This is a genomic window from Pseudomonas sp. B13(2017), assembly GCF_002113245.1.
GTDB classification, from domain to species: Bacteria; Pseudomonadota; Gammaproteobacteria; order Pseudomonadales; family Pseudomonadaceae; genus Aquipseudomonas; species Aquipseudomonas putida_Z.
The window spans coordinates 1-24,610 of the sequence record NZ_NEJX01000032.1 but is presented as its reverse complement, the minus strand read 5'-3'; the positions used below and the strand labels follow the sequence as shown (position 1 = coordinate 24,610).

The following is a 24,610-nucleotide window of genomic DNA, read 5'->3' as shown; positions in this document are numbered from 1 at the left end:
CAAAAACAAATTCCCCGGCAAATTGCCCTAGTACATTCATCACGACAATTTTCGCCTCATACACTCCGCCCAACATCAGCTCACTTGTTGGGTCCCGGTCATGTCAGCGCTCTCGCTTCACGATCTCTACCTCGCCCGCCAGCGTATCCACGGCCTGGTGCGCAGCACGCCGCTGGAACTTTCCCCCAGCCTGTCGCGGCACCTGGGCACGCCGGTCTACCTGAAGCTCGAAGCCCTGCAGACCACCGGCAGCTTCAAGCTGCGCGGCGCCAGCAATGCCATCGCCGCACTCAGCGCTGAACAACGCGCTTGCGGCGTGGTTACGGCCTCCACCGGCAATCACGGCCGGGCGGTGGCCCACGCTGCTGCACAACTGGGCGTGAAGGCAACCGTGTTTCTTTCGCAACTGGTGCCAGCCAACAAGATCCAGGCCATCCGCGACCTGGGCGCCGAAGTGTGCATCGTCGGCCACTCCCAGGACGATGCCCAACAGGCCGCGCAACAACATGCCGAGCAACAGGGTGCAACGCTCATTCCACCTTTCGATCACCCTCAGGTCATCGCCGGCCAGGGCACGCTGGGCCTGGAAATCATCGAGCAGTTGCCCGAGGTGGAGCAGGTGCTGATTCCGCTCTCCGGTGGTGGCCTGTTCGCGGGTGTGGCGTTGGCCATGAAAAGCATCAAGCCGGCAATCACCACTCACGGCATCAGCATGCAGCGCGGTGCGGCGATGTACGCCAGCCTGCAGGCCGGCAGGCCAGTCGAGGTAGAGGAGCTGCCGACACTCGCCGACTCGCTTGGTGGCGGCATCGGCCTGGGCAACCAGCACACCCTGAGCATGACCCAGCGTCTGCTCGACCAACTCCACCTGCTGCCGGAAGCGTCGATCGCCAATGGCATGCGCCACGCCTACCAGCACGAACGGTTGGTACTCGAAGGTGCCGGCGCAGTCGGCATCGCCACGCTGCTCGACGGCCTGGTGACGGCCCGCGGCCCGGTCGTGGTGGTGGTCAGCGGGCGCAACGTCGACAGCGCACAGCATCAGCGCGTCATCAACGGCGGCGACGCCTGAAATTCACGTTTCCTTCACTGGAGGTATTCGAATGCCGGCCATCACCTTGCTCAGCGAAGCCGACCTGCGTAGCTGCATCACCCTCGACCGCAACGCGATCGATGCCATCGAGCAGGCCTTTGCCCTGCTTGCCACGGCCAAGGTGGCGATGCCGCCGATCCTGCGCCTGGATGTGCCCGAGCACAACGGCGAGGTGGACGTGAAAACCGCCTACCTGCCAGGGCTGGAGCGTTTCGCGATCAAGGTCAGCCCGGGCTTTTTCGACAACCCCAAGCTTGGCCTGCCCAGCCTCAACGGCATGATGATGCTGCTGTCGGCCCGCACTGGCCTGCTCGATGCCTTGCTCCTCGACAATGGCTACCTCACCGCCGTGCGCACCGCTGCAGCCGGTGCGGTAGCTGCACGCTGGCTGTCGCGGCAGGACAGCCGCAGCGTGGCCTTGATCGGCAGTGGCGAACAGGCACGCCTGCAGCTGCAGGCACTGCGCCTGGTGCGGCCGATCGAGCAGGTCAAGGTGTGGGGGCGCGATGCGCAGAGAACCGCAGCGTTATGTGACGACCTGGGGCGTGATGGGCAACTGCAGGTACAGGCCTGCGACAGTGTCGACCAGGCCATGCAGGCGGTCGATATCGCCATCACCTGCACCCCCAGCCGCGAGCCGCTGATCCAGCCGCATCACCTGCAACCGGGGCTGCACATCACTGCCATGGGCTCGGATGCCGAGCACAAGAACGAGATCGCGCCCACGGCCCTGGCCCGGCTTGATCGTTATGTCGCCGACCGCCTGAGCCAGACCCGCGTGCTGGGTGAACTGCACCACGCATTGCGCGCTGGCGCGGTCAGCGAGCAGGCCGTTCATTCCGAGCTGGGCCAGATCATCGCCGGCCTGCACCCGGGCCGTGTACAGGCCGAAGAGGTCACCCTGTGCGACCTGACCGGCACCGGGGCCCAGGACACCGCCATCGCCAACCTTGCCTTCGAACGCGCAATCGCCGCCCACAAAGGCCTGGCGTTTCACAGCTGACAGTTTTCACAACCCACTCACAAGAAGGGCATCCGTATGTCACAGACAGTGGTCAACCTGCCGTTCAGCCGGCAGGAGTACGCCCAGCGCCTGGCCAAGACCCGCGCTGCCATGCAGGCACAGGGCCTGGAGCTTTTGCTGGTTACCGATCCATCGAACATGGCCTGGCTCACCGGCTATGACGGCTGGTCGTTCTACGTGCACCAGTGCGTGCTGCTGGCGCTCGATGGCGAGCCGATCTGGTTTGGCCGCGGCCAGGACGCCAATGGCGCAAGGCGCACGGTGTTCATGCAGCACGACAACATCGTCGGCTACCCGGACATCTATGTGCAGTCACGCGAGCGCCACCCGATGGACTACCTGTGCCAGGAGGTGATTCTGGCCAAGGGCTGGGGCGGCCTGAGCATCGGCGTGGAGATGGACAACTACTACTTCAGCGCGGCGGCCTACCAGGCGCTGTGCAAGCACCTGCCACAGGCGCGTTTCAGCGATGCCGCCGGGCTGGTCAACTGGCAGCGGGCGGTCAAGTCGCCGCAGGAAATCGAATACATGCGTATCGCCGCGCGCATCGTCGAACAGATGCACGGGTGCATCCTCGAACGCATCGAGCCCGGCATGCGCAAGAACGAGCTGGTGGCCGAGATCTACCGCAGCGGCATCCTCGGTGTCGATGGCCATGGCGGCGACTACCCGGCCATCGTGCCGTTGTTGCCGACTGGCGCTGATGCCAGCGCGCCGCACCTTACCTGGGACGATTCACCGTTCACCCGCGGCGCCGGCACGTTCTTCGAGATTGCCGGCTGCTACAAGCGCTACCACTGCCCGCTGTCGCGCACCGTGTACCTGGGCAAGCCGCCGCAACACTTTCTCGATGGCGAAAAGGCGGTGGTCGAAGGTATCGCGGCCGGCCTCGATGCCGCGCGGCCAGGCAACACCACCGGTGACATCGCCAGGGCGTTCTTCCGCGTACTGGAGAAGTTCGGCATCCACAAGGACAGCCGCTGTGGTTACCCGATCGGTATCAGCTACCCGCCAGATTGGGGCGAGCGCACCATGAGCCTGCGCCCGAGCGACACCAGCGTGCTGCAACCGGGCATGACCTTCCACTTCATGCCGGGGCTGTGGATGGACGACTGGGGCCTGGAGATCACCGAAAGCATCCTCATCACCGAGACCGGGGTAGAGACCCTGTGCAACGTGCCGCGCCAGCTGTTCGTGAAGGACTGACCCATGAATGCAATCGCACAGGCCGCCGCCACGGTGGCCAACCCCATCACCTGTACCTTGGATTTCGAGCAGGACGGCGTGCAGCACGGCTTCCTCAAGCTGCCGTACTCGCGTGACGACTCGGCCTGGGGTGCGGTGATGATTCCGCTGACGGTGGTCAGGAACGGCAATGGCCCGACAGCCTTGCTCACGGGTGGCAATCACGGCGACGAATACGAAGGCCCGGTGGCGCTGAGCAAGCTGGCCCAGCAGCTGCAGGCCGGGCAGGTAAGCGGGCGGGTGATCATCGTGCCGTTCATGAACACACCGGCGTTCCAGGCGGGCACCCGCACTTCGCCGATCGACCGGGGCAACCTCAACCGCAGCTTCCCTGGCCGGCCTGATGGCAGCGTGACGGAAAAGATCGCCGACTATTTCCGCTGCACCTTGCTGCCGTTGGCCGATATCGTCCTGGACATCCACTCCGGTGGACGCACCCTCGATTTCCTGCCGTTCGCTGCATGCCATGTGCTGCCCGACAAGGCCCAGCAGGCCCGTTGTGAAGCCGGCATGCAGGCCTTCGCCGCGCCCTACAGCATGCGCATGCTCGAGCTGGATGCGCAGGCGATGTACGACACCGCGGCAGAAGAGCAGGGCAAGGTGTTCATCACCACCGAACTGGGCGGTGGTGGCACCTCCACGGCGAAAAGCGTGGCCCTGGCGGAGCGCGGCGTGCGCAATGTGCTGATTCACGCCGGCATCCTCGCCGGCGAAGTGGAGCAGGGCGAGACAACCCTGCTGGACATGCCCGATGGCGATTGCTTCATCGCCAGCGAGCACGACGGCTTGCTGGAGATGTGCCGCGACCTGGGTGAAACGGTCAGCCAGGGCGAAGTGATCGCCCGTATCCATGACATCCGCCGCACCGGCAGCGCCCCGGTCGAGTACCGCGCCCGACGCAATGGCTTGCTTGCAGCCCGGCACTTTCCCGGCCTGGTGCAGTGCGGTGACACCCTGGCGGTGATCGCCGACGTACTGGCCTGAACCTGGCGCCACGACAACGAGGTATGGAGAACAGTCATGTCACACCACTACCCATTCAACAGCCTGTGCCACGTCGATGGCCAATGGCTGCACAGCCACAGTGGCAACAGCGTCGCCGTGCATGACCCGGCCAACCGCCAGGTCATCGGCCATGTGCCGCTGCTCGACCATGAGCAGATCGTCGCCGCGGTGGATGCCGCCCAGCGGGCTTTCCCGGCCTGGCGCCAGCAGAGCCTGGACAGCCGCGCTGCGCTGTTGCGGCGCTGGGCCGAATTGATGCTCGAGCACCAGGAGGCTCTGGCGCGCATTCTCAGCGAGGAGCAGGGCAAGCCGCTGGCCGAAGCACGCGGTGAAATCGCCTATGCGGCAAGCTTCATCCCCTGGTTTGCCGAGGAGGCCCGGCGCCTCAACGGGCAGACCATCCCCAGCCATATTCCGGGTGCCCAGCTGAGTACGCTGAAAGAGCCCGTCGGGGTCTGCGCGCTGCTCACCCCGTGGAACTTCCCCAGCGCCATGATCACCCGCAAGGCGGCTGCGGCGTTGGCGGCCGGCTGCACGGTGGTGGTCAAGCCGGCCCACGAAACACCGTTCTCGGCGCTGGCCCTGGCCCAGCTGGCAGAGGACGCCGGCTTCCCGCCGGGGGTGTTCAACGTGGTGATCGGCGAGCCGCAGATGGCCATGGAAACCCTGGTGCGCGACAGCCGCGTGCGGGCGGTCAGCTTCACCGGCTCGACCCGGGTCGGCAAGCTGGTGCTGCAAGCCGCGGCTCAGGATGTGAAGAAAGTGGCGCTGGAGCTGGGCGGCAATGCGCCGTTCATCGTCTGCGCCGATGCCGACCTGGAGCTGGCCGTGCGGGTGGCCGTGGCCGCCAAGTTCCAGACGTCTGGCCAGGACTGCTGCGCGGCCAACCGGATCATGGTGCAGCGGCCGTTGTACGAAGCATTCCTGGCGCGCTTCGCCGAAGCGGTGCGGGCGCTGAAGGTTGGCCCGGCGATGGTCGATGGCGAGGAGACGGCCGCAGAGGTCGGCCCGTTGATGCACCAGGCCGCGTTCGATGCCACCCAGGCCCGGGTCGAGGACGCCCTGCAGCATGGCGCCCGGCGCCTGGTCGGTGGCGAGGGCCATGCGCTGGGTGGCTGGTTCTTCCAGCCGACGGTGCTTGCCGATGTCACGCCGGCGATGCGCATCTACCAGGAAGAAAACTTCGCGCCGATTGCCGGGGTCATGCCGTTCGACACGCTGGAGCAGGCCATCACCATGGCCAATGACACCGAGTACGGCCTGGCTGCCTACATCGTCGGCAACCGCCTCGATGTCGTGCACCCGCTGGTGCGTCGGCTCGACCACGCGATGGTGGCGATCAACGGCGTCAAGTTCACCGGCCACCCCATCCCGTTCGGCGGCATGAAGGCCTCGGGCCTGGGCCGCGAAGGCGGCAGCGAGGGCTTCGAACCCTTCGTCGAAACCAAATACGTTTGCTTGCACCACCACGGTCAGTTCTAAGGAGTGTTTGCCATGAGCCAAGATTTCAGCCAGCTGTTCGAACAGGACCGCGCCCACTTCATGCACCCTTCGACCCACGCCCATGATCACGCCAGCGGCGCGCTCAAGGGCCGGATCATCACCGGTGCCGAAGGCATCCGCCTGCGTGACCATGAAGGCCGCGAACTGATCGACGCCTTCGCCGGCCTGTACTGCGTGAACATCGGTTACGGGCGTACCGAGGTCGCTGACGCCATCCATCGCCAGGCCAAGGAGCTGGCGTATTACCACACCTACGTCGGCCACTCGACCGAGGCGATCATCGAGCTTTCCAGCCGCATCATCGACTGGGCGCCGGCCGGGATGAAAAAGGTCTATTACGGCCTGTCGGGTTCCGATGCCAACGAGACCCAGGTCAAGCTGGTGCGCTACTACAACAACATCCTCGGTCGCCCACTCAAGAAGAAGATCATCTCTCGCGACCGCGGCTATCATGGCTCGGGCATCATGACCGGCAGCCTTACCGGCCTGCCCAGCTTCCACCAGCATTTCGACCTGCCGGTGGAAGGCGTCAAGCATACGGTCTGCCCGCACTGGTACCGCAAGGCACCGGCCGGCATGGATGAGCAGGCCTTCGTGCGCTATTGCGCCGACGAGCTGGAGCAACTGATCCTGGCCGAAGGGCCCGACACCGTCGCCGCGTTCATTGGCGAGCCGCTGATGGGCACCGGTGGCATCATCGTGCCGCCCAAGGGCTACTGGAAGGCGATCCAGGCCGTGCTCGATCGCTACGACGTGCTGCTGATCGCCGACGAAGTGGTGTGCGCCTTCGGCCGCCTGGGCTCGAAGATGGGCAGCCAGCGCTACGACATCCGCCCGGACCTGATTACCACGGCCAAGGGCCTGACCAGCGCCTATGCGCCGCTGTCGGCAGTGATCGTTGGTGAGAAGGTGTGGAACGTGATCGAAGAGGGCTCGCAGAAGGCCGGCCCGATGGGCCACGGCTGGACCTACTCCGGGCACCCGATCTGCGCGGCGGCGGCGCTGGCCAACCTGGATATTCTCGAGCGCGAGAACCTGACCGAGAATGCCGAAGTGGTGGGGGCATACCTGAACCGGCGCATGCGCGAAACCTTCGAAGGCCACCCGCTGGTAGGTGAAGTACGGGGTGACGGCATGCTTTGCGCGGTCGAATTCATGGCCGATCGCGAGGCGCGCACGGCGTTCGACCCGGCGTTGAAAGTCGGGCCACAGGTGTCGGCAGCGTGCCTTGAGCGCGGGATGATCGCCCGGGCCATGCCGCATGGTGACATTCTCGGTTTTGCGCCGCCGTTGGTGCTGAACCAGGAGGATGCCGAAAAGATCGTCGCCATCACCAGGGCGGCGGTCGATGAGGTGGCTGGCAAGGTGCTCGGCTGAGCATTGCAGGGGCCGCCATGCGGCCCCATCGCCGGCCTCGGCAGGCGAACCGACTGACGGTCCCACCCATCCCGCATCCTTGCCTACGCTGATATTCCAACCCGCTGAAGCAAGGAGAACCGTCATGGCCTTCCAATACAAGCGTCTGGACAAGAACAACGCCGCCGTGCTGCTGGTCGACCACCAGACCGGCCTGCTCTCGCTGGTAAGGGACATCGACCCCGACCGCTTCAAGAACAACGTCCTGGCTCTGTCGGACCTGGCCAAGTACTTCAAGCTGCCGACCATTCTCACCACCAGTTTCGAGACCGGCCCCAACGGCCCGCTGGTGCCCGAACTGAAAGAGCAGTTCCCCGACGCCCCGTACATCGCCCGGCCTGGCAACATCAACGCCTGGGACAACGAGGACTTCGTCAAGGCCGTCAAGGCCACCGGCAAGAAGCAGTTGCTGATCGCCGGCGTGGTGACCGAAGTGTGCGTGGCCTTCCCGGCACTGTCGGCGCTGGAGGAGGGCTTCGAGGTATTTGTTGTCACCGATGCCTCCGGCACCTTCAACGAACTGACCCGTGACTCGGCCTGGCGGCGCATGGAGGCCGCCGGGGCGCAACTGATGACCTGGTTCGGCGTGGCCTGCGAACTGCACCGTGACTGGCGCAACGACATCGAAGGGCTGGGGACCCTGTTCTCCAACCATATTCCGGATTACCGCAACCTGATGACCAGCTACAACAAACTGGCCAAGTAATCCGGCCTCGAAGGCACCCCATACCCTGTGGGAGCGGGTTCACCCGCGAATGCGTCGGTAGCTTCAATGACGCATTCGCGGGTAAATCCGCTCCCACACCCTCCCCGGAACACTCACCAGCACCTGCAGAATCAATGAGATAGAAGCAAGCCTGCGAAATCCACAAGCGAAGCGGCAAACTGCCATGGATCGACCATACTGACTCTTCATTCGCCCTCAGGAGAGTGCCATGTCGAAGTCGTCCAGGAAAAAAGACACCAAGGACCAGCCGGAAAAACTGGGCGGCAAGGCGTACGAGAAGGCACTCAAGCAGCTGCATGTGGAACTGGTGAAGCTGCAGGAATGGGTGGTGGCCAAGGGCCTGAAGGTGTGCATTGTCTTCGAGGGCCGCGATGGCGCCGGCAAGGGCGGTACCATCAAGGCCATTACCGAGCGCGTCAGCCCGCGAGTCTTCCGCGTGGTGGCGCTGCCGGCACCGACCGAGCGGGAAAAGACCCAGATGTATGTGCAACGCTACCTGGGCCACCTGCCTGCCGCGGGCGAGGTAGTGATCTTCGACCGCAGCTGGTACAACCGCGCCGGTGTCGAGCGGGTGATGGGCTTTTGCAGCGAAGAACAGAGCAGCAAGTTTCTCACCGTGGTGCCGCTGTTCGAAAAGATGATGGTCGAGTCGGGGATCATCCTCATCAAGTACTGGCTGGAGGTCAGCGCCGAAGAGCAGACCCGCCGCCTGCAGGACCGCATCAACGATGGCCGCAAGCTGTGGAAGCTGTCGCCGATGGACCTCAAGTCGTACACCCGCTGGGATGAATACACCCGGGCCCGCGACGACATGTTCGCCGCCTCCGATTCGTCCTGGGCACCGTGGTTCATGGCCCATTCCAACGACAAGCGCCGTGCCCGGCTGAACATCATCAGCCATCTGCTGACGCGCATCCCCTACAAGGACATTACCCGCGACGGGCTGGTGAAGTTGCCCAAGCGCGGCAAGATCGGCAAATACAAGGCCGTCAACTACCCGTTCAAAGTCGTCGAAGAGCGTTTCTGATCTCTCCCCACGGGGAGCAGCGAGGGTGCGAGCCTATGCCACATGATGGCAGCCTGTTGCAGGCGACGGTGGTGTTCCTGCTGGCCGTGGTGCTTCTGGTACCGCTGGCGCAGCGTTTGAAAATGGGGGCGGTGCCCGGCTATCTGCTGGCGGGCATCCTGATAGGGCCATCGGTGTTTGGCTTGCTGAACAACCCGGATAACGTGGCACGCCTGTCGGAGATGGGTGTGGTGATGCTGCTGTTCGTCATCGGCCTGGAGCTGTCGCCGCGGCGTTTGTGGAGCATGCGCCGGGCGCTGTTTGGCGTCGGCTCGCTGCAAGTGGGCCTGAGCGCTGTGGTGCTTGGCCTGCTGGCGTACTGGCTGTTCGGCCAGTCGAAGCCGGCTGCCATCGTGCTGGGCCTGGGCCTTGCGCTGTCGTCCACCGCGTTTGGCCTGCAGGTACTGGCCGAGCGCAAGGACCTGGGCAAGCCGCACGGCCGCCTGGCCGTTGCGATCCTGCTGTTCCAGGACATTGCCGCGATCCCGCTGATTGCCGTGGTGCCGCTGCTCGGTGGTGATGTCAGCACCGCTGACGAAGGTGCCTGGCCGGTGCTGGCGGTGGTGGTTGGCATAGGTGTGCTGATCATCTTTGGCCGCTACCTGTTGACCCCTGTCTTCAAATGGACAGTCGGTTCGGGCCTGCCCGAGCTGTCGACCGCTACCGCCTTGCTGGTGGTGCTGGGCACCGCCTGGGTGATGGAGCACGTGGGCGTGTCGATGGCGCTGGGGGCATTTCTGGCGGGCGTGTTGATGGCCGAGTCGCCTTTCCGCCACGAACTGGAAACCCAGATCGAGCCCATCAAGGGTTTGCTGCTGGGGTTGTTCTTCGTTGGCGTGGGGATGAGCGCCGACCTGCGCCTGCTGTTCGGCATGCCGTTAATGGTGCTGGGGCTGACCCTGCTGCTGGTGGTCATCAAGCTGCCGCTGCTGTATGGCCTGGGCCGCACGGCGGGTGGGCTGAACCAGGCCCAGGCGCTGTGCCTGGGCGTGGTGCTGGCCTCTGGCGGCGAGTTTGCCTTCGTGGTGTTCAAGCTGGCGCTGGACCATCAGGTGCTGGCGCAGCAGGTGCATGACCTGCTGGTGCTGGCCATCACCTTGTCGATGGCGGTAGTGCCGTTGGTAATGATGGCCCTGGCGCGCCAGTTGCGTGACGACAGCCCGTCACAAGCAACCCCTGAAGCGGGCCACTGAATCGCGCCACACGGCGCACCTGGAGTTCGGAGGTGAAGCATGCAACCGGGTATCAAGCTGGACAGCCGCCTGTCGCGGGGCTTGCTCGATGTGCTCATCAAGGCCGGCCTGGTGGCTGCGCTGGTGATATTCGCCTTCCAGACGTTCCAGCCGTTCCTGGAGCTGATGCTGTGGTCGGTGATCCTGGCGGTGACCTTGTACCCGCTGTATTGCCGCATCCAGCGCCGCACAGGGCTCAAGGACGGGCTTTCGGCGACGCTGGTCGTTCTGCTGGTACTGGTCGTGCTGCTGGTGCCGATCTACCTGGTGGTGATGTCCATCGGCGAATCGGTGGACAGCCTGGTGACGCTGCTGAAAAGCGGGGCCTGGAGCGTGCCGGCACCTCCCGATTCGGTAGCGGCCTGGCCACTGATCGGGCCGAAGGTGCATGCCCTGTGGCTGGCAGCCTCGGAAAACATGGCCGGTGTGCTGAACCAGTGGATGCCCCAGCTCAAGGATGCCGGGCGCACGGTGCTGGGGGCTGCAGCCAGCGCGGGCGGCGCGTTCCTGTTGTTCATCGCGGCGATCATCGTCTCGGGCATCATCATGGCGTTCGGTGACCGTGGCGAAATCGCGGCGCAGCGCATAGCCATGCGGGTGTCGGGCGAGGAGCGCGGCAAGCCACTGGCCAAGCTGTGCACCGCCACCATTCGCGCGGTGGCCCAGGGCGTGATCGGCATTGCCTTCATCCAGATGCTGCTGATCGGTGTCGGCTTCGTCATCAAAGGGGTACCGGGGGCCGGGATGCTGGCCATCGTCATCCTCATGCTGGGGATTGCCCAGGCACCGGCCACGTTGATCACGGTGCCGGTGATCATCTACATCTTCAACGTCGAAGGCTTTACCGTGGCGACCATCATCTTCGCCATCTACAGCTTCGTCGCCGGGCTTGCCGACAACGTGCTCAAGCCGCTGCTGCTGGGGCGCGGGGTGGACGTGCCGATGCCGGTGGTGCTGATCGGGGCACTGGGCGGCATGGTGGTCAAAGGCATCATCGGCCTGTTCATCGGCCCGGTGATCCTGGGCGTCACTTATGTACTGTTCTGGCAATGGGTGGCGCTGCAGGTGCCGGAAAACCCCGTCGAGCCGTCGGCGTGAGCCAAGGCCTGCCATGCCCGGACGCCTCTGTGGTTGTGCACTGAGCCTGGCTGCCACGTTGGTGGGCTGTACTCAGGTCGGCCCGGATTTCCAGCCGCCGCAGGACCCGTGGCTGAGCACCTGGAACACCCCGCTGCTGGAGCAGGCCGGGCAGCAGGCCGCGGCGCCCGACCTGCGCCAGTGGTGGGCCGTGTTCGCCGACCCGGCCCTGGATGCCTTGATCGCCGAGGCCGATGCCAACAACAGCAACCTGCGCGTGGCCGGCTTGCGCATTGCCGAAGCCCGCGCCCAGTTGGCCATCGTGCAGACCGGGCGTTATCCACAGCTGCAGCAGCTGCGCGCCCAGAGCCTGTACCTGAAGCAGGACCAGTCCGGCACTGCCACCGCGCGTGACTCGGTGTTCTGGCAATCCAGCGCGGGCTTCGACATCGGCTGGGAAATCGACTTCTGGGGGCGCTTCAGCCGCGCCATCGAAAGCGCCGACGCCGTCTACTTCGCCTCCCAGGCCAATTATGCCGATGTCATGCTGCTGTTGCGTGCGCAGGTGGCCGACACCTATTTTGCCCTGCGCACCACCGAGGCGCGGCTGGATATCGCCGAAGAAAACGCCCGCCGCCAGGCGCGCAGCCTGGAGATAACCGAGCGGCTGTTCCGTCATGGCGAAAACGACGAACTCGACTGGCAACAGGCGCGCACCCAGTACCTGGCTACCCAGGCCACCATCCCCGAGTTTCAGAACCAGCTCAATGCCCTGCGCAACGTGCTGTGCTCGCTGCTGGGCCGGCCGCCCGGGCCGCTGCCACAGCTGGATGCCGGCCACGGCCAGTTGCCGTTGCCGGACCGCGCCGTGCTGCAGGGCGTGCCCGCCAGCCTGCTGCAGCGTCGCCCGGACATCCGCGCCGCCGAGCAGGCGGTGGCGGCGCAGTCGGCGCTGGTCGGGGTGGCCGAGGCCGACCTTTATCCACAGCTGAGCCTGCTGGGCAGCATCGGCTGGAGCTTCGTCACGGCCAATCACCTGCCCGATACCTTCGACATCGCCGCCGGGCCCAGCCTGATCTGGAACCCGTTCGACTACGGCCGGCGCAAGAACGCCGTGCGCGTGGAAGATGCCCGCTTGCAGCAGCTGATCGAGCTGTATCACCAGGGCGTGCGCGAAGCCGCCCGCGAGGCAGACGATGCCGCCAGCGGGCTGGTGCGCTCGCTGCAGAGCGCAAGCATCCGCGACCAGGCCTCGCAGGCCGCGCAGCGCTCGCTGAGCCTGGCCAGCTCGCAGTACCGCGAAGGCTTTGCCGACTTCCAGCGCGTGCTCGACGCCCAGCAACTGCTGCTGCAGCAACAGGACGGCTACCTGGTCAGCCGCGGCAATGCCGTCAGCAGCCTGGTGACGTTGTACAAGGCCCTGGGCGGCGGCTGGGACGCCAGCCGCGCACCGATCGACCCGGCCACCCGCCAGCAGATGCAGCAACGCACAGATTGGGGCGAACTGCTCGACGAGCCAGCCCCCAGCGCACATGCACAAGGTGAAACGAAATGAGCGACGCTACGCCGACGCCACCCCCGCCAGCCCCCGATCGCGGCATGCGCTGGGTGCTGCTGCTGATTGCCGTGAGCCTGCTGTGGTACCTGCTGGCCGACCGTTTCACGCCCTATACCCAGCAGGCCCGCCTGCAGGCCTACGTGGTGCCGGTGAGTGCCGAGGTGGCCGGGCAGGTGAAGCGTGTGGCGGTGGGCAACAACCAGGAAGTACGCAAGGGCGATGTGCTGTTCGAACTGGACCAGGAACAGTACCGCATCGCCCTGGCCCGCGCCGAAGCCGACCTGGACACGGTACGCCGGCAGATCGGTGCCCACACCGCTGGCATCGACTCGGCCCAGGCGGCGCTGTTGGCGGCCCAGGCCAACGAGCGCAAGGCGCGGCAGGACGCCGAGCGGCTCAAGCGCCTGATCGATGAAGACCCGGGCACGGTGTCGGTACGCCGCCTGGAGGGCGCCCAGGCCAACCGCGATCAGGCCATCAGCCAGGTCGCGGCAGCCCGTGCCGAAGTGGAGCGGGCCCGTGAGCAGCAGGGCGGGGCGCAGGACGACAACGCCCAACTGCGCAGCGCGGCGGCCAATGTGGAAAAAGCCCGGCTGGACCTGGCGCGTACCGTGGTACGCGCCGATGCAAACGGGCTGATCACCGACCTGCGCACCGACGTTGGCCACTATGTCGGCGCCGGCAGCCCGATGATGACCCTGATCGCCATCCATGACGTGTGGATAAGTGCCGACATGACCGAGAACAACCTCGGTCGGCTGCGCCCAGAAACTCCCGTGCTGGTAGTGCTCGATGCGCTGCCCGGCACGGTGTTGAAGGGGCGCATTCGCAGCATCGGCTACGGCGTGAGCGTGGGCCAGAGCAACCCGCCAGGCACGTTGCCGACCGTGCAGAACAGCCGCGAGTGGCTGCGCTCGGCGCAACGCTTCCCGGTGATCGTCGAACTGGAGCGTGACCAGTTGCAGGACAAGAGCGGTTTGCGGGTCGGCGGCCAGGCCGAAGTCATGGCCCTGCCAACCGAGGGCAATCCTTTGAACCTGCTGGGCCGGCTGTTCATGTGGCTGATGAGCTGGCTGTCGTATGCCTATTGAGCTGCGCCGCCTGCGCGCCCTGCGCCTGGCCTGGGGCGTGGCGCTGTGCCTGGCGGTGAGTTTCGGCATCGGCTTGCCGGTGCCGATCCTGGCGCCGGTGTTCGCGGTGTTGTTGCTGGCCATGCGCAGCCAGCCCTTGCCCCTGCGTGCGGCGCCGGCCCTGGCGGTGCTGGTGCTGCTTGCCTGCGGCAGCGGGCTGCTGCTGATTCCGCTGCTGCGCCATGCCCCGATGAGTGGGGTGTTGCTGGTGGGGGTGGGGGTATTCCTGACCTTGCGTTATGCGCTGAAGGGCGGCAACGGCCTGCTGGCCAATTTGCTGGTGATCGGCCTGACCATGATCGCTGCCGCCGGCACCAGCGACTTCAGCCTGGCGCTGTCGGTGGTCGAAGCGCTGGCCAAAGGCATGCTGCTGGCGGTGCTGGGTACCGCGGCAGCGCATGTGCTGTTTCCAGAGCCGGCCGATGCGCCGGCGCAACCGGCACCGCCTCTGCTCGACAGTGACCAGGTGAGCTGGGTCGCCTTGCGTGCCACGCTGATCGTCATGCCGGCCTTCTTGCTGGCGCTGATCGCACCGGACCAGTACATGCCGCTGATCATGAAGGCAGTGAGCCTGGGGCAGCAGGCCGGCGAGACCCGCGCGCGGCATGCCAGCCGCGAGTTGATCGGCTCGACCTTGCTTGCCGGGTTGCTGGCGATACTGACGTGGGGCGCGTTGAGCCTGTTCGTGCACCTGTGGATGTTTTTCCTGTGGGTGCTGCTGTTCGTCCTTTGGCAGGGGCGCAGGCTCTACCGTGCGGTGGACACCAGGCAAAGCCCGGCGTACTGGGTGAGTTGCCTGACGACCATGCTGATCTTGCTGGGGCAGTCGGTGCAGGACAGCGCGGGCGGGCAGGATGTGTACCGCGCCTTTGCCGTGCGCATGGCGCTGTTTCTGGCGGTGTCGGTGTATGCCAGTGCCATGCTCATATGGATTGATCGGCGGCGGGTTCGGTCTGCTTAGTTCTTCTGTACTGGCCTCTTCGCGGGCACGCCCGCTCCCACAGGTACAGCGACAACCTTGAGGTTTGTGCGGTCCCTGTGGGAGCGGGCATGCCCGCGAAGAGGCCAGCCCAGGAAAACCTAGGGCTTCCAGTCAACCCCACTCTCTTCCAGGTAGGCATCCACCGCTGCCCCAACAGTGGGATGAAACGCCGACTCCCCCATATGCTCGAACAACTCGAACTGCCGCATCTTGTCCTTTACCGGGTCCTTCATCTCGGCAAACTGCAACTCCACCCCCCGCGCCTCCAGCGCCCGGTCCAGTTCGGCCAGCATGTCCGCCGAGGTGATATCGATGCTGGTCACCGGCTCTGCCGCAATCACCAGCCGTTGTACCGGGGTAGGCGATGCATCCACCGCCGCCATCACCGTGCTCTGGAACTGCTCGGCATTGGCAAAGAACAGCGGGGCATCCCAACGCAGCAGCACCAGCCCCGGAATGCGTCGGGCCTGTGGATAACGCTGCACATCATGGTAACCGCGGGTGCCATCCACCCGTCCCAGCACCGCATGATGCGGCCGCCAGCCGTCCCACAGGAACTCGATCACCGATATCGCCACGGCAATGCAGATGCCAGGAATGGCTCCGAATACCGCTACGCCGACGAAGCAGGTGAACGACAGCCAGAACTCCCATTGCTGCATGCGGAAGATGCGCTTGAGGTCGGCAAACTCGAACAGGCCCAACGCTGCGGCAATCACCACCGCCGCCAGGGCGCTGTTGGGCAGGTGTTGCATCAGGTTGGGCGCCACCAGCAGCAACAGCGTCACCGCCAGCGCGCCGATGATGCCGGTGAGCTGGGTCTGCGAGCCGGCCGCTTCGGCCACGGGGGTGCGTGACGAACTGCTGCTGATGGGGATGCCCTGGAACAGCCCCGAGGCCAGGTTGGCCACGCCCAGGCCGAACATTTCCTGGTTGGGGTTGACCGGGGTCTTCATGCGCGCGGCGTAGGAACGTGACAGCACGCTGGTATCGGCGAACGACACCAGTGCCACCGCGATGCCGCCGAGCAGCACCTCCACCAGGTCGATATCGCTGACCCAGGGGAACACGAAGCGGGGCAGCCCCTGGGGCAGTTCGCCGAGCACTTTCACGCCTTGCTGGTCGAGCCCCAGCAGGCTCACCGCCAGCGTGGCCAGCACCACCGCAATGAGAATGCCCGGCAGGCGCTTGAACGGCTTGAGCAGCAGGATCAGCGCCAGGCTACCGCCACCGACCACGAAGCTTGGCCAATGGCCTTCGCCGGTGAGCAAGGCCTGGATCAGGTTCCAGGTATCCCGCAGCGGGCCCTGGCTGTCGACCGACAGGCCGAACAGTTTGGGCAACTGGCTGATCAGCACCGTGAGGGCGATGCCGTTCATGTAGCCATAGCGGATCGGCTTGGACAGCAACTCTGTGATGAAGCCCAGGCGCAGCAGACCGGCGATCACGCAGAACGCCCCGGCCACCAGGGCCATCATGCTGGCGATGGCGATTGCCCGTTGCGGGTCGCTGGCGGCGTACTGCACCACCACCGCCAGGATCGGCGCGGCCAGTGCCGAGTCCGGGCCCAGCACCAGGATGCGGCTGGGGCCGAACAGGGCATAGGCCAGCAGCGGGATGATGGTGGCGTACAGCCCGTAGATGCCGGGTACGCCAGACGCTTCGGCATAGGCGATGCCCACCGGCACCAGCATGGTGGTGAGCACCAGGCCGGCGGCGATGTCTTTGGGCAGCCAGGCGGGTTGGTAGTGGAGCAGGGTGACCAGGCCAGGTAACCATCGTTGCCAGTCGAGGCGGGGTTTTTCAGGCATGGGGCGTGCGTCCAGGGGAGGGTGCTGAATCACAGCTTAGATGCTGAATTCCGGGGCCGCTCTGCGGCCCTTTCGCTTTGATGCGAGGTCCAGAAAATGCGCGGTACCTGTGGGAGCGGGCATGCCCGCGAACACCGGCGCAGCCGGTGCCATGCACCGCGTTGGATTCTTCGCGGCTAAAGCCGCTCCCACAGGGGGAGGGTGCCGCTTGCCAGATGCCAAATGCCAGAAAAAACAAAACCCCTTGAGGCGTTGGCCTCAAGGGGTTCGTGGGTACTGCAGTCTGGCGCTTAGACGTTGAAGCGGAAGTGCATCACGTCACCGTCCTTGACGATGTAGTCCTTGCCTTCCAAACGCCATTTACCGGCTTCCTTGGCACCGCTCTCACCCTTGAACTGGATGAAGTCGTCATAGGCCACAACTTCAGCGCGGATGAAGCCTTTTTCGAAGTCGGTGTGGATCACGCCAGCGGCTTGTGGTGCAGTGGCACCGACGCGTACGGTCCAGGCACGTACTTCCTGCACGCCGGCAGTGAAGTAGGTCTGCAGGTTCAGCAGCTCGTAACCGGCGCGGATAACGCGGTTCAGGCCAGGTTCTTCCAGGCCCAGGGCCTCGAGGAACATGTCCTTCTCTTCACCGTCTTCCAGCTCGGCGATTTCCGCTTCGATCTTGTTGCACACCGGCACCACTACCGCGCCTTCTTCCTCGGCGATGGCCTTGACCACGTCCAGGTGCGGGTTGTTGTCGAAGCCGTCTTCGGCCACGTTGGCGATGTACATGACCGGCTTGCTGGTCAGCAGGTGGAAGCCGCGGATAACCGCCTTGTCTTCGGCGCTCATGTTCTTCATCAGGCTGCGCGCAGGCTTGCCTTCGGTGAAGTGCGGGATCAGCTGTTCGAGGATGGCCTTCTGCGCCAGGGCTTCCTTGTCGCCGCCCTTGGCGTTGCGGGCAACCTTCTGCAGTTGCTTCTCGCAGCTGTCGAGGTCGGCGAAGATCAGCTCGAGGTCGATGATCTCGATGTCACGCTTGGGGTCGACGCTGTTGGAAACGTGGATCACGTTCTCGTCTTCGAAGCAGCGCACCACGTGGGCAATGGCGTCGGTCTCGCGGATGTTGGCGAGGAACTTGTTGCCCAGGCCTTCGCCCTTCGAGGCACCAGCCACCAGGCCGGCGATGTCGACGAACTCCATGGTGGTCGGCAGGATGCGGTTTGGCTTGACGATCTCAGCCAAGGCATTCAAGCGCGCATCGGGCATCGGCACGATGCCGCTGTTAGGCTCGATGGTGCAGAAGGGGAAGTTCTCCGCCGCGATGCCAGACTTGGTCAGGGCGTTGAACAGGGTGGACTTGCCGACGTTGGGCAGGCCGACGATGCCGCAATTGAAACCCATGGGTATTCCCCTCTCTAAAGGAAATCAGGCCTTCTGGCTGTGCAGCTCGCGCATCGCCTTGGCGAAGTCGCCGGCAAGCACGTCCGGCAGCACGCCGAGGGCAAAATCGATGCTGGCGTCGAGCTTCTCCTGCTCGGCGCGCGGCGCGCGGCCCAGGACGAAGTTGGAGACCAGTTTGGCGTCGCCCGGGTGGCCGATGCCAAGCCGCAGGCGGTGGAAGTCGTTCTGGTTGCCGAGCTGCGCGATGATGTCGCGCAGGCCGTTGTGCCCACCATGGCCACCGCCGCGCTTGAGCTTGGCGACGCCCGGGGGCAGGTCGAGTTCGTCATGCGCCACCAGGATCGCTTCCGGCTTGATGCGGAAGAAATTGGCCAAGGCCGCCACGGACTGGCCGCTACGGTTCATGTAGGTGGTGGGGATGAGCAGACGAACGTCGTTGCCCTGATGGCTGAACTTAGCCGTCAGGCCGAAATATTTGCGGTCAGCGGTCAACGAGACGCGCTGGGCGCTGGCAATGCGTTCAACGAAAAGAGCCCCTGCGTTATGCCGGGTCTGTTCGTATTCGGGGCCGGGGTTACCCAGGCCGACGATCAACTGGATGGCGGTCACGTCAGGGGCTCTTCCTTGGAGTTGGTGGGTTACAGGGCGCGCGGCACTGTAACCCGATCAACGCCGGCGTGCGAGTGGATTACTCGGCAGCGCCTTCTGCTTCTGGAGCAACGCGTGGAGCGTGAACGTTGGCAACAGCTTTGTCATCACCGTGGGCCAGAGCTACGAACTCTACGCCTTTCGGAGCTTTCAGGTCCGACAGGTGGATGATGGTGCCGATTTCAGCGTTGGCCAGGTCGACTTCGATGAACTCAGGCAGGTCTTTGGCTTCGCAGGAAACTTCGATCTCGGCTTCTACGTGGGAGATCTCGCCGCCTTTCTTGACCGGGGCTTCTTCGTTGATGAAGTGAACCGGTACCTTGGCGGTCAGTTTCTGGCCAGCAACGACGCGAACGAAGTCGGCGTGCATGATGAAACCTTTGGCCGGGTGGCGCTGCAGAGCCTTGACCACGACGTTTTGCTTGGCGCCGTCTACGTTCAGTTCCAGAACGTGGCTGAAGGCAGCCTCGTTTTCGAACAGCTTGGTGATTTCCTTGGCCAGGATGGTCAGGGACTGGGCGTCCTGGTTACCACCATAGACAACGGCTGGGATGTTCGCGGAGTGACGCAGGCGGCGGCTCGCACCTTTCCCCAGGTCAGTACGCGCTTGGGCGTTCAGAGTGAATTCGGTCATTTTGTTTCTCCAAAATAGCCCCCCGAGGGCGTTTGCGACCAGCGCCAACGGGGATGGCAAAAAAGCCCCGCCCCAACAACCAGTGTTGGGGCGGGGCGCTTTTCGTCAGCGTGTGTTCCGCTTAGCGGAACATCGCGCTGATCGATTCTTCGTTGCTGATGCGGCGGACCGCTTCAGCGACAACCGGTGCGATATCCAGCTGGCGGATACGGTCACAGGCTTGAGCAGCGGCGGACAGCGGAACGGTGTTGGTCACCACCAGCTCGTCCAGTACCGACTTCTCGATGTTCTCGATCGCGCGGCCCGACAGGACAGGGTGCGTGCAGTAGGCGTAAACCTTGGCAGCGCCGTGTTCTTTCAGGGCTTTGGCCGCGTGGCACAGGGTGCCGGCGGTGTCGACCATGTCGTCTACCAGGATGCAGGTGCGCCCTTCGACGTCGCCGATGATGTGCATCACCTCGGAGTGGTTAGCCTTCTCGCGGCGCTTGTCGATGATACCCAGGTCGACGCCCAGGGACTTGGCGACGGCACGTGCGCGCACGACACCACCGATGTCCGGGGAGACGATCATCAGGTTCTCGAAACGCTGGTCCTCGATATCGTCGACCAGTACGGGCGAGCCGTAGATGTTGTCGACCGGGATATCGAAGAAACCCTGGATCTGGTCAGCGTGCAGGTCGACGGTGAGTACACGGTCGATACCTACGACAGTGAGCATGTCAGCGACGACTTTGGCGCTGATGGCTACACGTGCCGAACGCGGACGGCGGTCCTGGCGGGCGTATCCGAAGTAAGGAATCACGGCGGTGATTCGGGATGCTGAGGAGCGGCGGAAGGCGTCGGCCATCACTACCAGTTCCATCAGGTTATCGTTGGTCGGGGCACAGGTCGGCTGAATAATGAAGACGTCTTTACCGCGGACATTTTCATTGATCTCAGTGCTGATCTCGCCGTCGGAGAACTTACCGACAGAGACGTCACCGAGAGGGATATGCAGCTGACGTACGACACGCCGAGCCAGATCGGGGTTGGCATTCCCCGTAAAGACCATCATCTTGGACACGCGCAGTACCTGAAGGCTGAGGGTAACCTGGATGAGTATAAGGAAAATGGCAGGGGCGGCTGGATTCGAACCAACGCATGGCAGGATCAAAACCTGCTGCCTTACCGCTTGGCGACGCCCCTGTATCTGTTGCTGCGAACGCTATGCGCTCGACTTCTTGACCAGACTTTGCAGCTTGCGATGCAACATCGAAACGTTGCTTCCTTTCGCCACAAACCCTGTTTGGGTCGCTGAAAGAAGGGCCAGAACTTTATCAGCTTCGGCTTTGCTTGGGAAGGCCCCAAACACACAACTTCCAGTACCGGTCAGTCGAGCCTCAGTGAATTTACCCAGTGAATTCAACGCATTGCGAACTTCCGGGTAACTCTGCTCTACCACCGGTTGGCAGTCATTTCGACTGTTTCCCTCGGGAACGGGGCGCATCTTAAGGGGGAGTGAATCACGTGTCAACTGTGGATGTGAAAAAATTTCTACTGTGCTGACAGACACTTGCGGCACCAGCACGACATACCACGGCTCTTGCGGGTCGACCGGGGTCAGTTGTTCACCCACGCCCTGGGCGAACGCCGCGTGGCCGCGCACGAATACCGGTACGTCGGCGCCCAGGCTCAGGCCCAGGGCGGCCAGGCGGTCTTCGTCCCAGTCCAGTTGCCACAGGTGGGCGAGCGCCAACAGGGTAGTGGCGGCATCCGAGCTGCCACCGCCGATGCCGCCGCCCATGGGCAGCACCTTGCTCAGCCAGATGTCGGCGCCCAAAGTAGTGCCGGATTGTTCCTGCAGCTTGCGCGCGGCACGCACGATCAGGTTGCTGTCGTGCGGTACCGCCTCGATCTCCGTATGCAGGCGGATCACGCCGTCGTCACGTACGGCGAAGCTCAGTTCGTCGCCGTGATCGAGAAACTGGAACACGGTTTCCAGCTCGTGGTAGCCGTCCGCGCGGCGGCCGATGATGTGCAGCCACAGGTTGAGCTTGGCCGGGGCGGGGAGGGTAAGGGTTTGCATGTATCAGTGCCCCAGCTGGCGCGGCTGCCAGTCCTTGACCACCAGGGTCACGTCGAGGTTTTTGCCGTGCAGCTTCAGGCGCTCGGGCAGCCAGTAGCCGTTCTGCTCGGTGTAGCTCAGGTACTGCACCTGCCAGCCATCCTGGTCGAGGCTGGCCAGGCGGCTGTCGCCGTCCAGGGTCAGCTTGCTCTTGCTGTCGGGGGCGGGCAGGCCGCGCACCCACCAGACCAGGTGCGAGACCGGCAACTGCCAGCCCAGCTGCTCTTCCAGCAGTGCTTCGGGGCTGGGGGCCTCGTAGCGGCCCTGGTTGGCCACTTCCAGTACCACGCCGCCGGGGCGGCCGGTCAGGCGTGCGGCGCCACGGCCCAGCGGGCCGGCCAGGCGAATGTCGTAGTAGTCCTGGCGTTGCAGCCAGAACAGCGTGCCGCTGCCCGAGTCGCGCGGGGCACGGATGCCGACCTTGCCGTTGATCTGCCAGCCATCGAGGCTGCTCAGCTGCTCTTTATGGGCGCGCCACTGCTGCGGGTCGCCGTGGCCCTGCAGGGCCTCGCGGCTACCGAAGCCGGCACAGCCGGCCAGCAGGGCGATCAGGGTGAAGGTAATGCAATGGCGCAGGAACATGGCGTTAGAGAGTCTCGGATCCGGTCAGGCGCAGAATGGTCTTGCGCAGGATGGGGCTGTCGGCCTGGGCTTCGAAGCCCTTGGCCCAGACCTGGCGGGCTTCGCGGCGCTTGCCGTTGGCCCATAGCACTTCGCCCAGGTGGGCGGCCACTTCGTGGTCGGGGAAGCTGGCAAAGGCCTTGCGCAGGTAGGTTTCAGCCTCGTCGAGGTTGCCCAGGCGGTAATTGACCCAGCCCAGGCTGTCGAGTACCGCCGGGTCGTCCGGGGTCAGCTGATGGGCCTTGTCGATCAGCGCCTTGGCTTCGCTGTAGCGGGTGGTGCGGTCGGCCAGGGTGTAGCCGAGGGCGTTCAGGGCCATGGCGTTTTCCGGTTCGCGGGCGATGATGGCGCGCAGGTCTTTTTCCATCTGCGGCAGGTCGTCACGCTTTTCCGCCAGCATGGCGCGGGTGTAAAGCAGGTTGAGGTCGTCCGGGTAGCGCTGGATGGCTTGCTGCAGCACCTGGCTGGCCTGGGCGTCCTTGTTGTTGTTGCTGTAGCTTTCCGATTCGATCAGGAACAGCTGGATGGCGTAGTCCGGCTGGGCTTCGCGGGCATCGGCGAGCAGGCGTGAGGCTTCGGTACCACGGCCGTTGGCGATCAGGATGTCAGCCTGGCGCAGTTGCGCCGGCAGGTAGTCGGGGCCCGGACCGACCAGGGCGTATTCACGCAGGGCGCCTGCAGGGTCGTGGCGCTCCTCGCGGATGCGGCCCAGGTTCAGGTGCGCGGCGTCGACGTTGCTATCGCGTTCGATCAGCTCCTGCAGGTAGCCCTCGGCTTCATCCCAGTCCTTGTTCTCCAGGCACACCAGGGCCAGCGAATAGCGCAGCTCGTCGTCCTCGGGGTATTGCTGGACCAGGCTGAGGAACTCGCCCTTGGCATCGGCGATGCGGTCCTGTTCGACCAGGGTGCGGGCGTAGGTCAGGCGCAGGCGCTTGTCGTCCGGGTTGTCGCGAATCGCCCCGCGCAGCAGTGGCAGGGCCTCCGGGCCGCGGTCCAGGGCTTGCAGCAGGCGCGCGCGCAGCAGGATCGGGGCGATTTCGCCGTTTTGCGGCGGGTGCGACTCGAGCAGTTCCAAGGCTTCTTCGGCCTTGCCGTCCTGGTTCAGCAGCAGGGCCTTGCCGAACACCAGTTGGCCGTTGTCCGGGTACTTCACCAGCAGGCGTTCGAAGCTTTGCAGCAGGCCGTCGCGGGTGCTCTGGTCGGTTTCGGCGGCGGACAGGGCGAGGAAATCGAAATGGGTGTCGCCCTGGCCCTGCAGAACCTTTTCCATGTACGTCATGGAGTCGTCATAGCGGCCGGCGCGGGCCAGCTGGATGGCGGCGGCGCGCTGGGCGTCGAGGTTCTGCGGGTCGTTGCGGGCCCAGACCAGGGCGTTGTCCAGTGCCGGTTCGTCGGCGCCGAGGTATTCGGCAATGCGGTAGGCGCGCTCGGAAACCCCGGGGTCCTGGGTTTTCGCGGCCTGGTCGGTGTAGTTGGCCAGGGCGATGTCGAAGCGGTTGCGCTGGCCGGCCAGCTCCGCCACCAGCAGGCTATAGAGCGTGTCCTGCTTGAACGAGCCATACACCACGGGCTTTTCCGCCTCGCTCTTGCCGGCCTCGGCGACGGGGGGCTCGGCCTTTTGCGGGGCCAGGCTCTGGCAGCCCTGGAGCAGGGCGAAGGCAAGCAGCAATGCGTATGGTTTGTTCATAGAAGACTTTAAGAGGACTCACCGGCGGTCGGAGCATGATGACACAAGCGCGGGGGCAAACCCACCTGCGAAGGTATGAAGCCGCGCTTCGCTTATGCAGACCGCGCTGTGCCCGCGGGGTTCGCCGCAGAGCCTGCCACGGCGCCCAGAACACAGAATTATTGCTCTTGCTCTTGCTCTTGCTCTTGCTCTTGCTCTTGCTCTTGCTCTTGCTTCTAAGCGCGCGATAGTTCAGGCGCCGCCGATTGCGACTTCAGGAGGCCGAGCGAAGGGACTGCGGAGGGAGGTGACGGGCATGGATGCCCGTCAAGCGCTGAGGCCCCAGGGATGGGGCCTGCAGCGCGTACTCCCGGGAGCAGGCCCGTAGCGAGGGGACCCCGGAGCGAAGCGTAGGGGCCGGATGATGGGAGCCGACGGTTTTTGGTTCCTTTTTGCCACGACAAAAAGGGACCCGCCGTAAGGGCGGAAAGGTGACTTTGCGCCACCATCGCGAATGAATGCCTGCTCGATGTGAATGCCCACATCCAAAAAGCCAAAAAGCCAAAAAGCCAAAAAGCCAAAAAGCTTAAGCGACGGTTTTGATATGGCGAACAGTCCGTTTGCGATGGCGACGCTGACTCACCTTTTCGCCCTTACGGCGAGTCACTTTTTGCCAA

The 24,610-nt window shown here is 64.5% G+C and carries 21 protein-coding genes and 1 tRNA gene; 13 read left to right on the top strand and 9 right to left on the bottom strand.

The genetic code is table 11. The features are described from left to right. The first annotated feature begins 100 nt into the window (after nt 1-100). The 13 genes from eutB to CAG44_RS26195 all read left to right on the top strand — a co-directional run bounded on the left by eutB (nt 101) and on the right by CAG44_RS26195 (nt 15,037). Nucleotides 101-1,072 carry a hydroxyectoine utilization dehydratase EutB gene (gene eutB, locus CAG44_RS26255; protein WP_085693371.1) on the top strand — a complete coding sequence of 324 codons (972 nt, stop codon included), beginning with the start codon at nt 101-103 and terminating at the stop codon, nt 1,070-1,072. A 31-nt stretch (nt 1,073-1,103) separates the two neighbouring features. Continuing rightward, entirely contained in the window at nt 1,104-2,096 is a 993-nt protein-coding gene (gene eutC, locus CAG44_RS26250; RefSeq protein ID WP_025337667.1) for an ectoine utilization protein EutC, read from the top strand. A gap of 36 nt (nt 2,097-2,132) precedes the next feature. Beyond that, nucleotides 2,133-3,323, top strand: a complete 1,191-nt coding sequence (doeA, locus tag CAG44_RS26245; RefSeq protein ID WP_013970849.1) for an ectoine hydrolase DoeA — start codon at nt 2,133-2,135, stop codon at nt 3,321-3,323. Nucleotides 3,324-3,326: 3 nt separating this feature from the next. Beyond that, nucleotides 3,327-4,346 carry a N(2)-acetyl-L-2,4-diaminobutanoate deacetylase DoeB gene (gene doeB / locus CAG44_RS26240; protein ID WP_085693369.1) on the top strand — a complete coding sequence of 340 codons (1,020 nt, stop codon included), beginning with the start codon at nt 3,327-3,329 and terminating at the stop codon, nt 4,344-4,346. A 36-nt stretch (nt 4,347-4,382) separates the two neighbouring features. Continuing rightward, entirely contained in the window at nt 4,383-5,849 is a 1,467-nt protein-coding gene (locus CAG44_RS26235) for an NAD-dependent succinate-semialdehyde dehydrogenase (RefSeq protein WP_085693367.1), read from the top strand. Between the two features lie 12 nt (nt 5,850-5,861). Beyond that, nucleotides 5,862-7,247 (top strand): aspartate aminotransferase family protein, encoded by a 1,386-nt coding sequence (locus tag CAG44_RS26230; protein WP_075043744.1) that lies wholly within the window; start codon nt 5,862-5,864, stop codon nt 7,245-7,247. Nucleotides 7,248-7,371: 124 nt separating this feature from the next. Beyond that, entirely contained in the window at nt 7,372-7,992 is a 621-nt protein-coding gene (gene ycaC / locus CAG44_RS26225) for an isochorismate family cysteine hydrolase YcaC (RefSeq protein ID WP_010951959.1), read from the top strand. 229 nt (nt 7,993-8,221) lie between these two features. Next, nucleotides 8,222-9,040: a polyphosphate kinase 2 gene (ppk2, locus tag CAG44_RS26220; protein WP_085593262.1), complete on the top strand. Its 819-nt coding sequence runs from the start codon at nt 8,222-8,224 to the stop codon at nt 9,038-9,040. A 35-nt stretch (nt 9,041-9,075) separates the two neighbouring features. Continuing rightward, a complete protein-coding gene (locus tag CAG44_RS26215) occupies nt 9,076-10,272 on the top strand; it encodes a monovalent cation:proton antiporter-2 (CPA2) family protein (RefSeq protein ID WP_025337673.1) in 1,197 nt (398 codons plus the stop codon). A gap of 39 nt (nt 10,273-10,311) precedes the next feature. Beyond that, nucleotides 10,312-11,409, top strand: a complete 1,098-nt coding sequence (locus CAG44_RS26210; RefSeq protein ID WP_025337674.1) for an AI-2E family transporter — start codon at nt 10,312-10,314, stop codon at nt 11,407-11,409. A gap of 13 nt (nt 11,410-11,422) precedes the next feature. Then, entirely contained in the window at nt 11,423-12,943 is a 1,521-nt protein-coding gene (locus CAG44_RS26205; protein ID WP_085693365.1) for an efflux transporter outer membrane subunit, read from the top strand. Then, nucleotides 12,940-14,037 carry an HlyD family secretion protein gene (locus CAG44_RS26200; protein WP_025337676.1) on the top strand — a complete coding sequence of 366 codons (1,098 nt, stop codon included), beginning with the start codon at nt 12,940-12,942 and terminating at the stop codon, nt 14,035-14,037. The genes CAG44_RS26205 and CAG44_RS26200 overlap by 4 nt, the downstream gene beginning before the upstream one ends. Then, nucleotides 14,027-15,037: a DUF2955 domain-containing protein gene (locus CAG44_RS26195; RefSeq protein ID WP_085593253.1), complete on the top strand. Its 1,011-nt coding sequence runs from the start codon at nt 14,027-14,029 to the stop codon at nt 15,035-15,037. Before CAG44_RS26200 ends, CAG44_RS26195 begins: the two co-directional genes overlap by 11 nt. Before the next feature lie 119 nt (nt 15,038-15,156). On the opposite strand, the gene CAG44_RS26190 is transcribed toward CAG44_RS26195, so the two are convergent. From CAG44_RS26190 to CAG44_RS26145, 9 genes are all read right to left on the bottom strand, one after another. Beyond that, entirely contained in the window at nt 15,157-16,869 is a 1,713-nt protein-coding gene (locus CAG44_RS26190; protein WP_085693363.1) for a SulP family inorganic anion transporter, read from the bottom strand. A 290-nt stretch (nt 16,870-17,159) separates the two neighbouring features. Further along, nucleotides 17,160-18,260, bottom strand: coding sequence for a redox-regulated ATPase YchF (gene ychF / locus CAG44_RS26180; RefSeq protein ID WP_013970895.1), 1,101 nt, complete (start codon nt 18,258-18,260; stop codon nt 17,160-17,162). A gap of 24 nt (nt 18,261-18,284) precedes the next feature. Further along, nucleotides 18,285-18,869, bottom strand: coding sequence for an aminoacyl-tRNA hydrolase (gene pth, locus CAG44_RS26175; protein ID WP_008099045.1), 585 nt, complete (start codon nt 18,867-18,869; stop codon nt 18,285-18,287). Between the two features lie 79 nt (nt 18,870-18,948). After that, a complete protein-coding gene (locus tag CAG44_RS26170; protein ID WP_013970896.1) occupies nt 18,949-19,542 on the bottom strand; it encodes a 50S ribosomal protein L25/general stress protein Ctc in 594 nt (197 codons plus the stop codon). A gap of 121 nt (nt 19,543-19,663) precedes the next feature. Then, nucleotides 19,664-20,605 (bottom strand): ribose-phosphate pyrophosphokinase, encoded by a 942-nt coding sequence (locus tag CAG44_RS26165; RefSeq protein WP_003247410.1) that lies wholly within the window; start codon nt 20,603-20,605, stop codon nt 19,664-19,666. A gap of 47 nt (nt 20,606-20,652) precedes the next feature. Further along, nucleotides 20,653-20,727, bottom strand: a tRNA-Gln gene (locus tag CAG44_RS26160). Between the two features lie 19 nt (nt 20,728-20,746). Continuing rightward, the gene (ispE, locus tag CAG44_RS26155; protein ID WP_085593247.1) at nt 20,747-21,607 is read right to left on the bottom strand and encodes a 4-(cytidine 5'-diphospho)-2-C-methyl-D-erythritol kinase; all 861 of its coding nucleotides are present in this window, start codon (nt 21,605-21,607) and stop codon (nt 20,747-20,749) included. 3 nt (nt 21,608-21,610) lie between these two features. Further along, entirely contained in the window at nt 21,611-22,228 is a 618-nt protein-coding gene (gene lolB / locus CAG44_RS26150; RefSeq protein WP_075043754.1) for a lipoprotein insertase outer membrane protein LolB, read from the bottom strand. A 4-nt stretch (nt 22,229-22,232) separates the two neighbouring features. Beyond that, the gene (locus tag CAG44_RS26145; RefSeq protein WP_085617357.1) at nt 22,233-23,954 is read right to left on the bottom strand and encodes a tetratricopeptide repeat protein; all 1,722 of its coding nucleotides are present in this window, start codon (nt 23,952-23,954) and stop codon (nt 22,233-22,235) included. Nucleotides 23,955-24,610 lie beyond the last annotated feature (656 nt).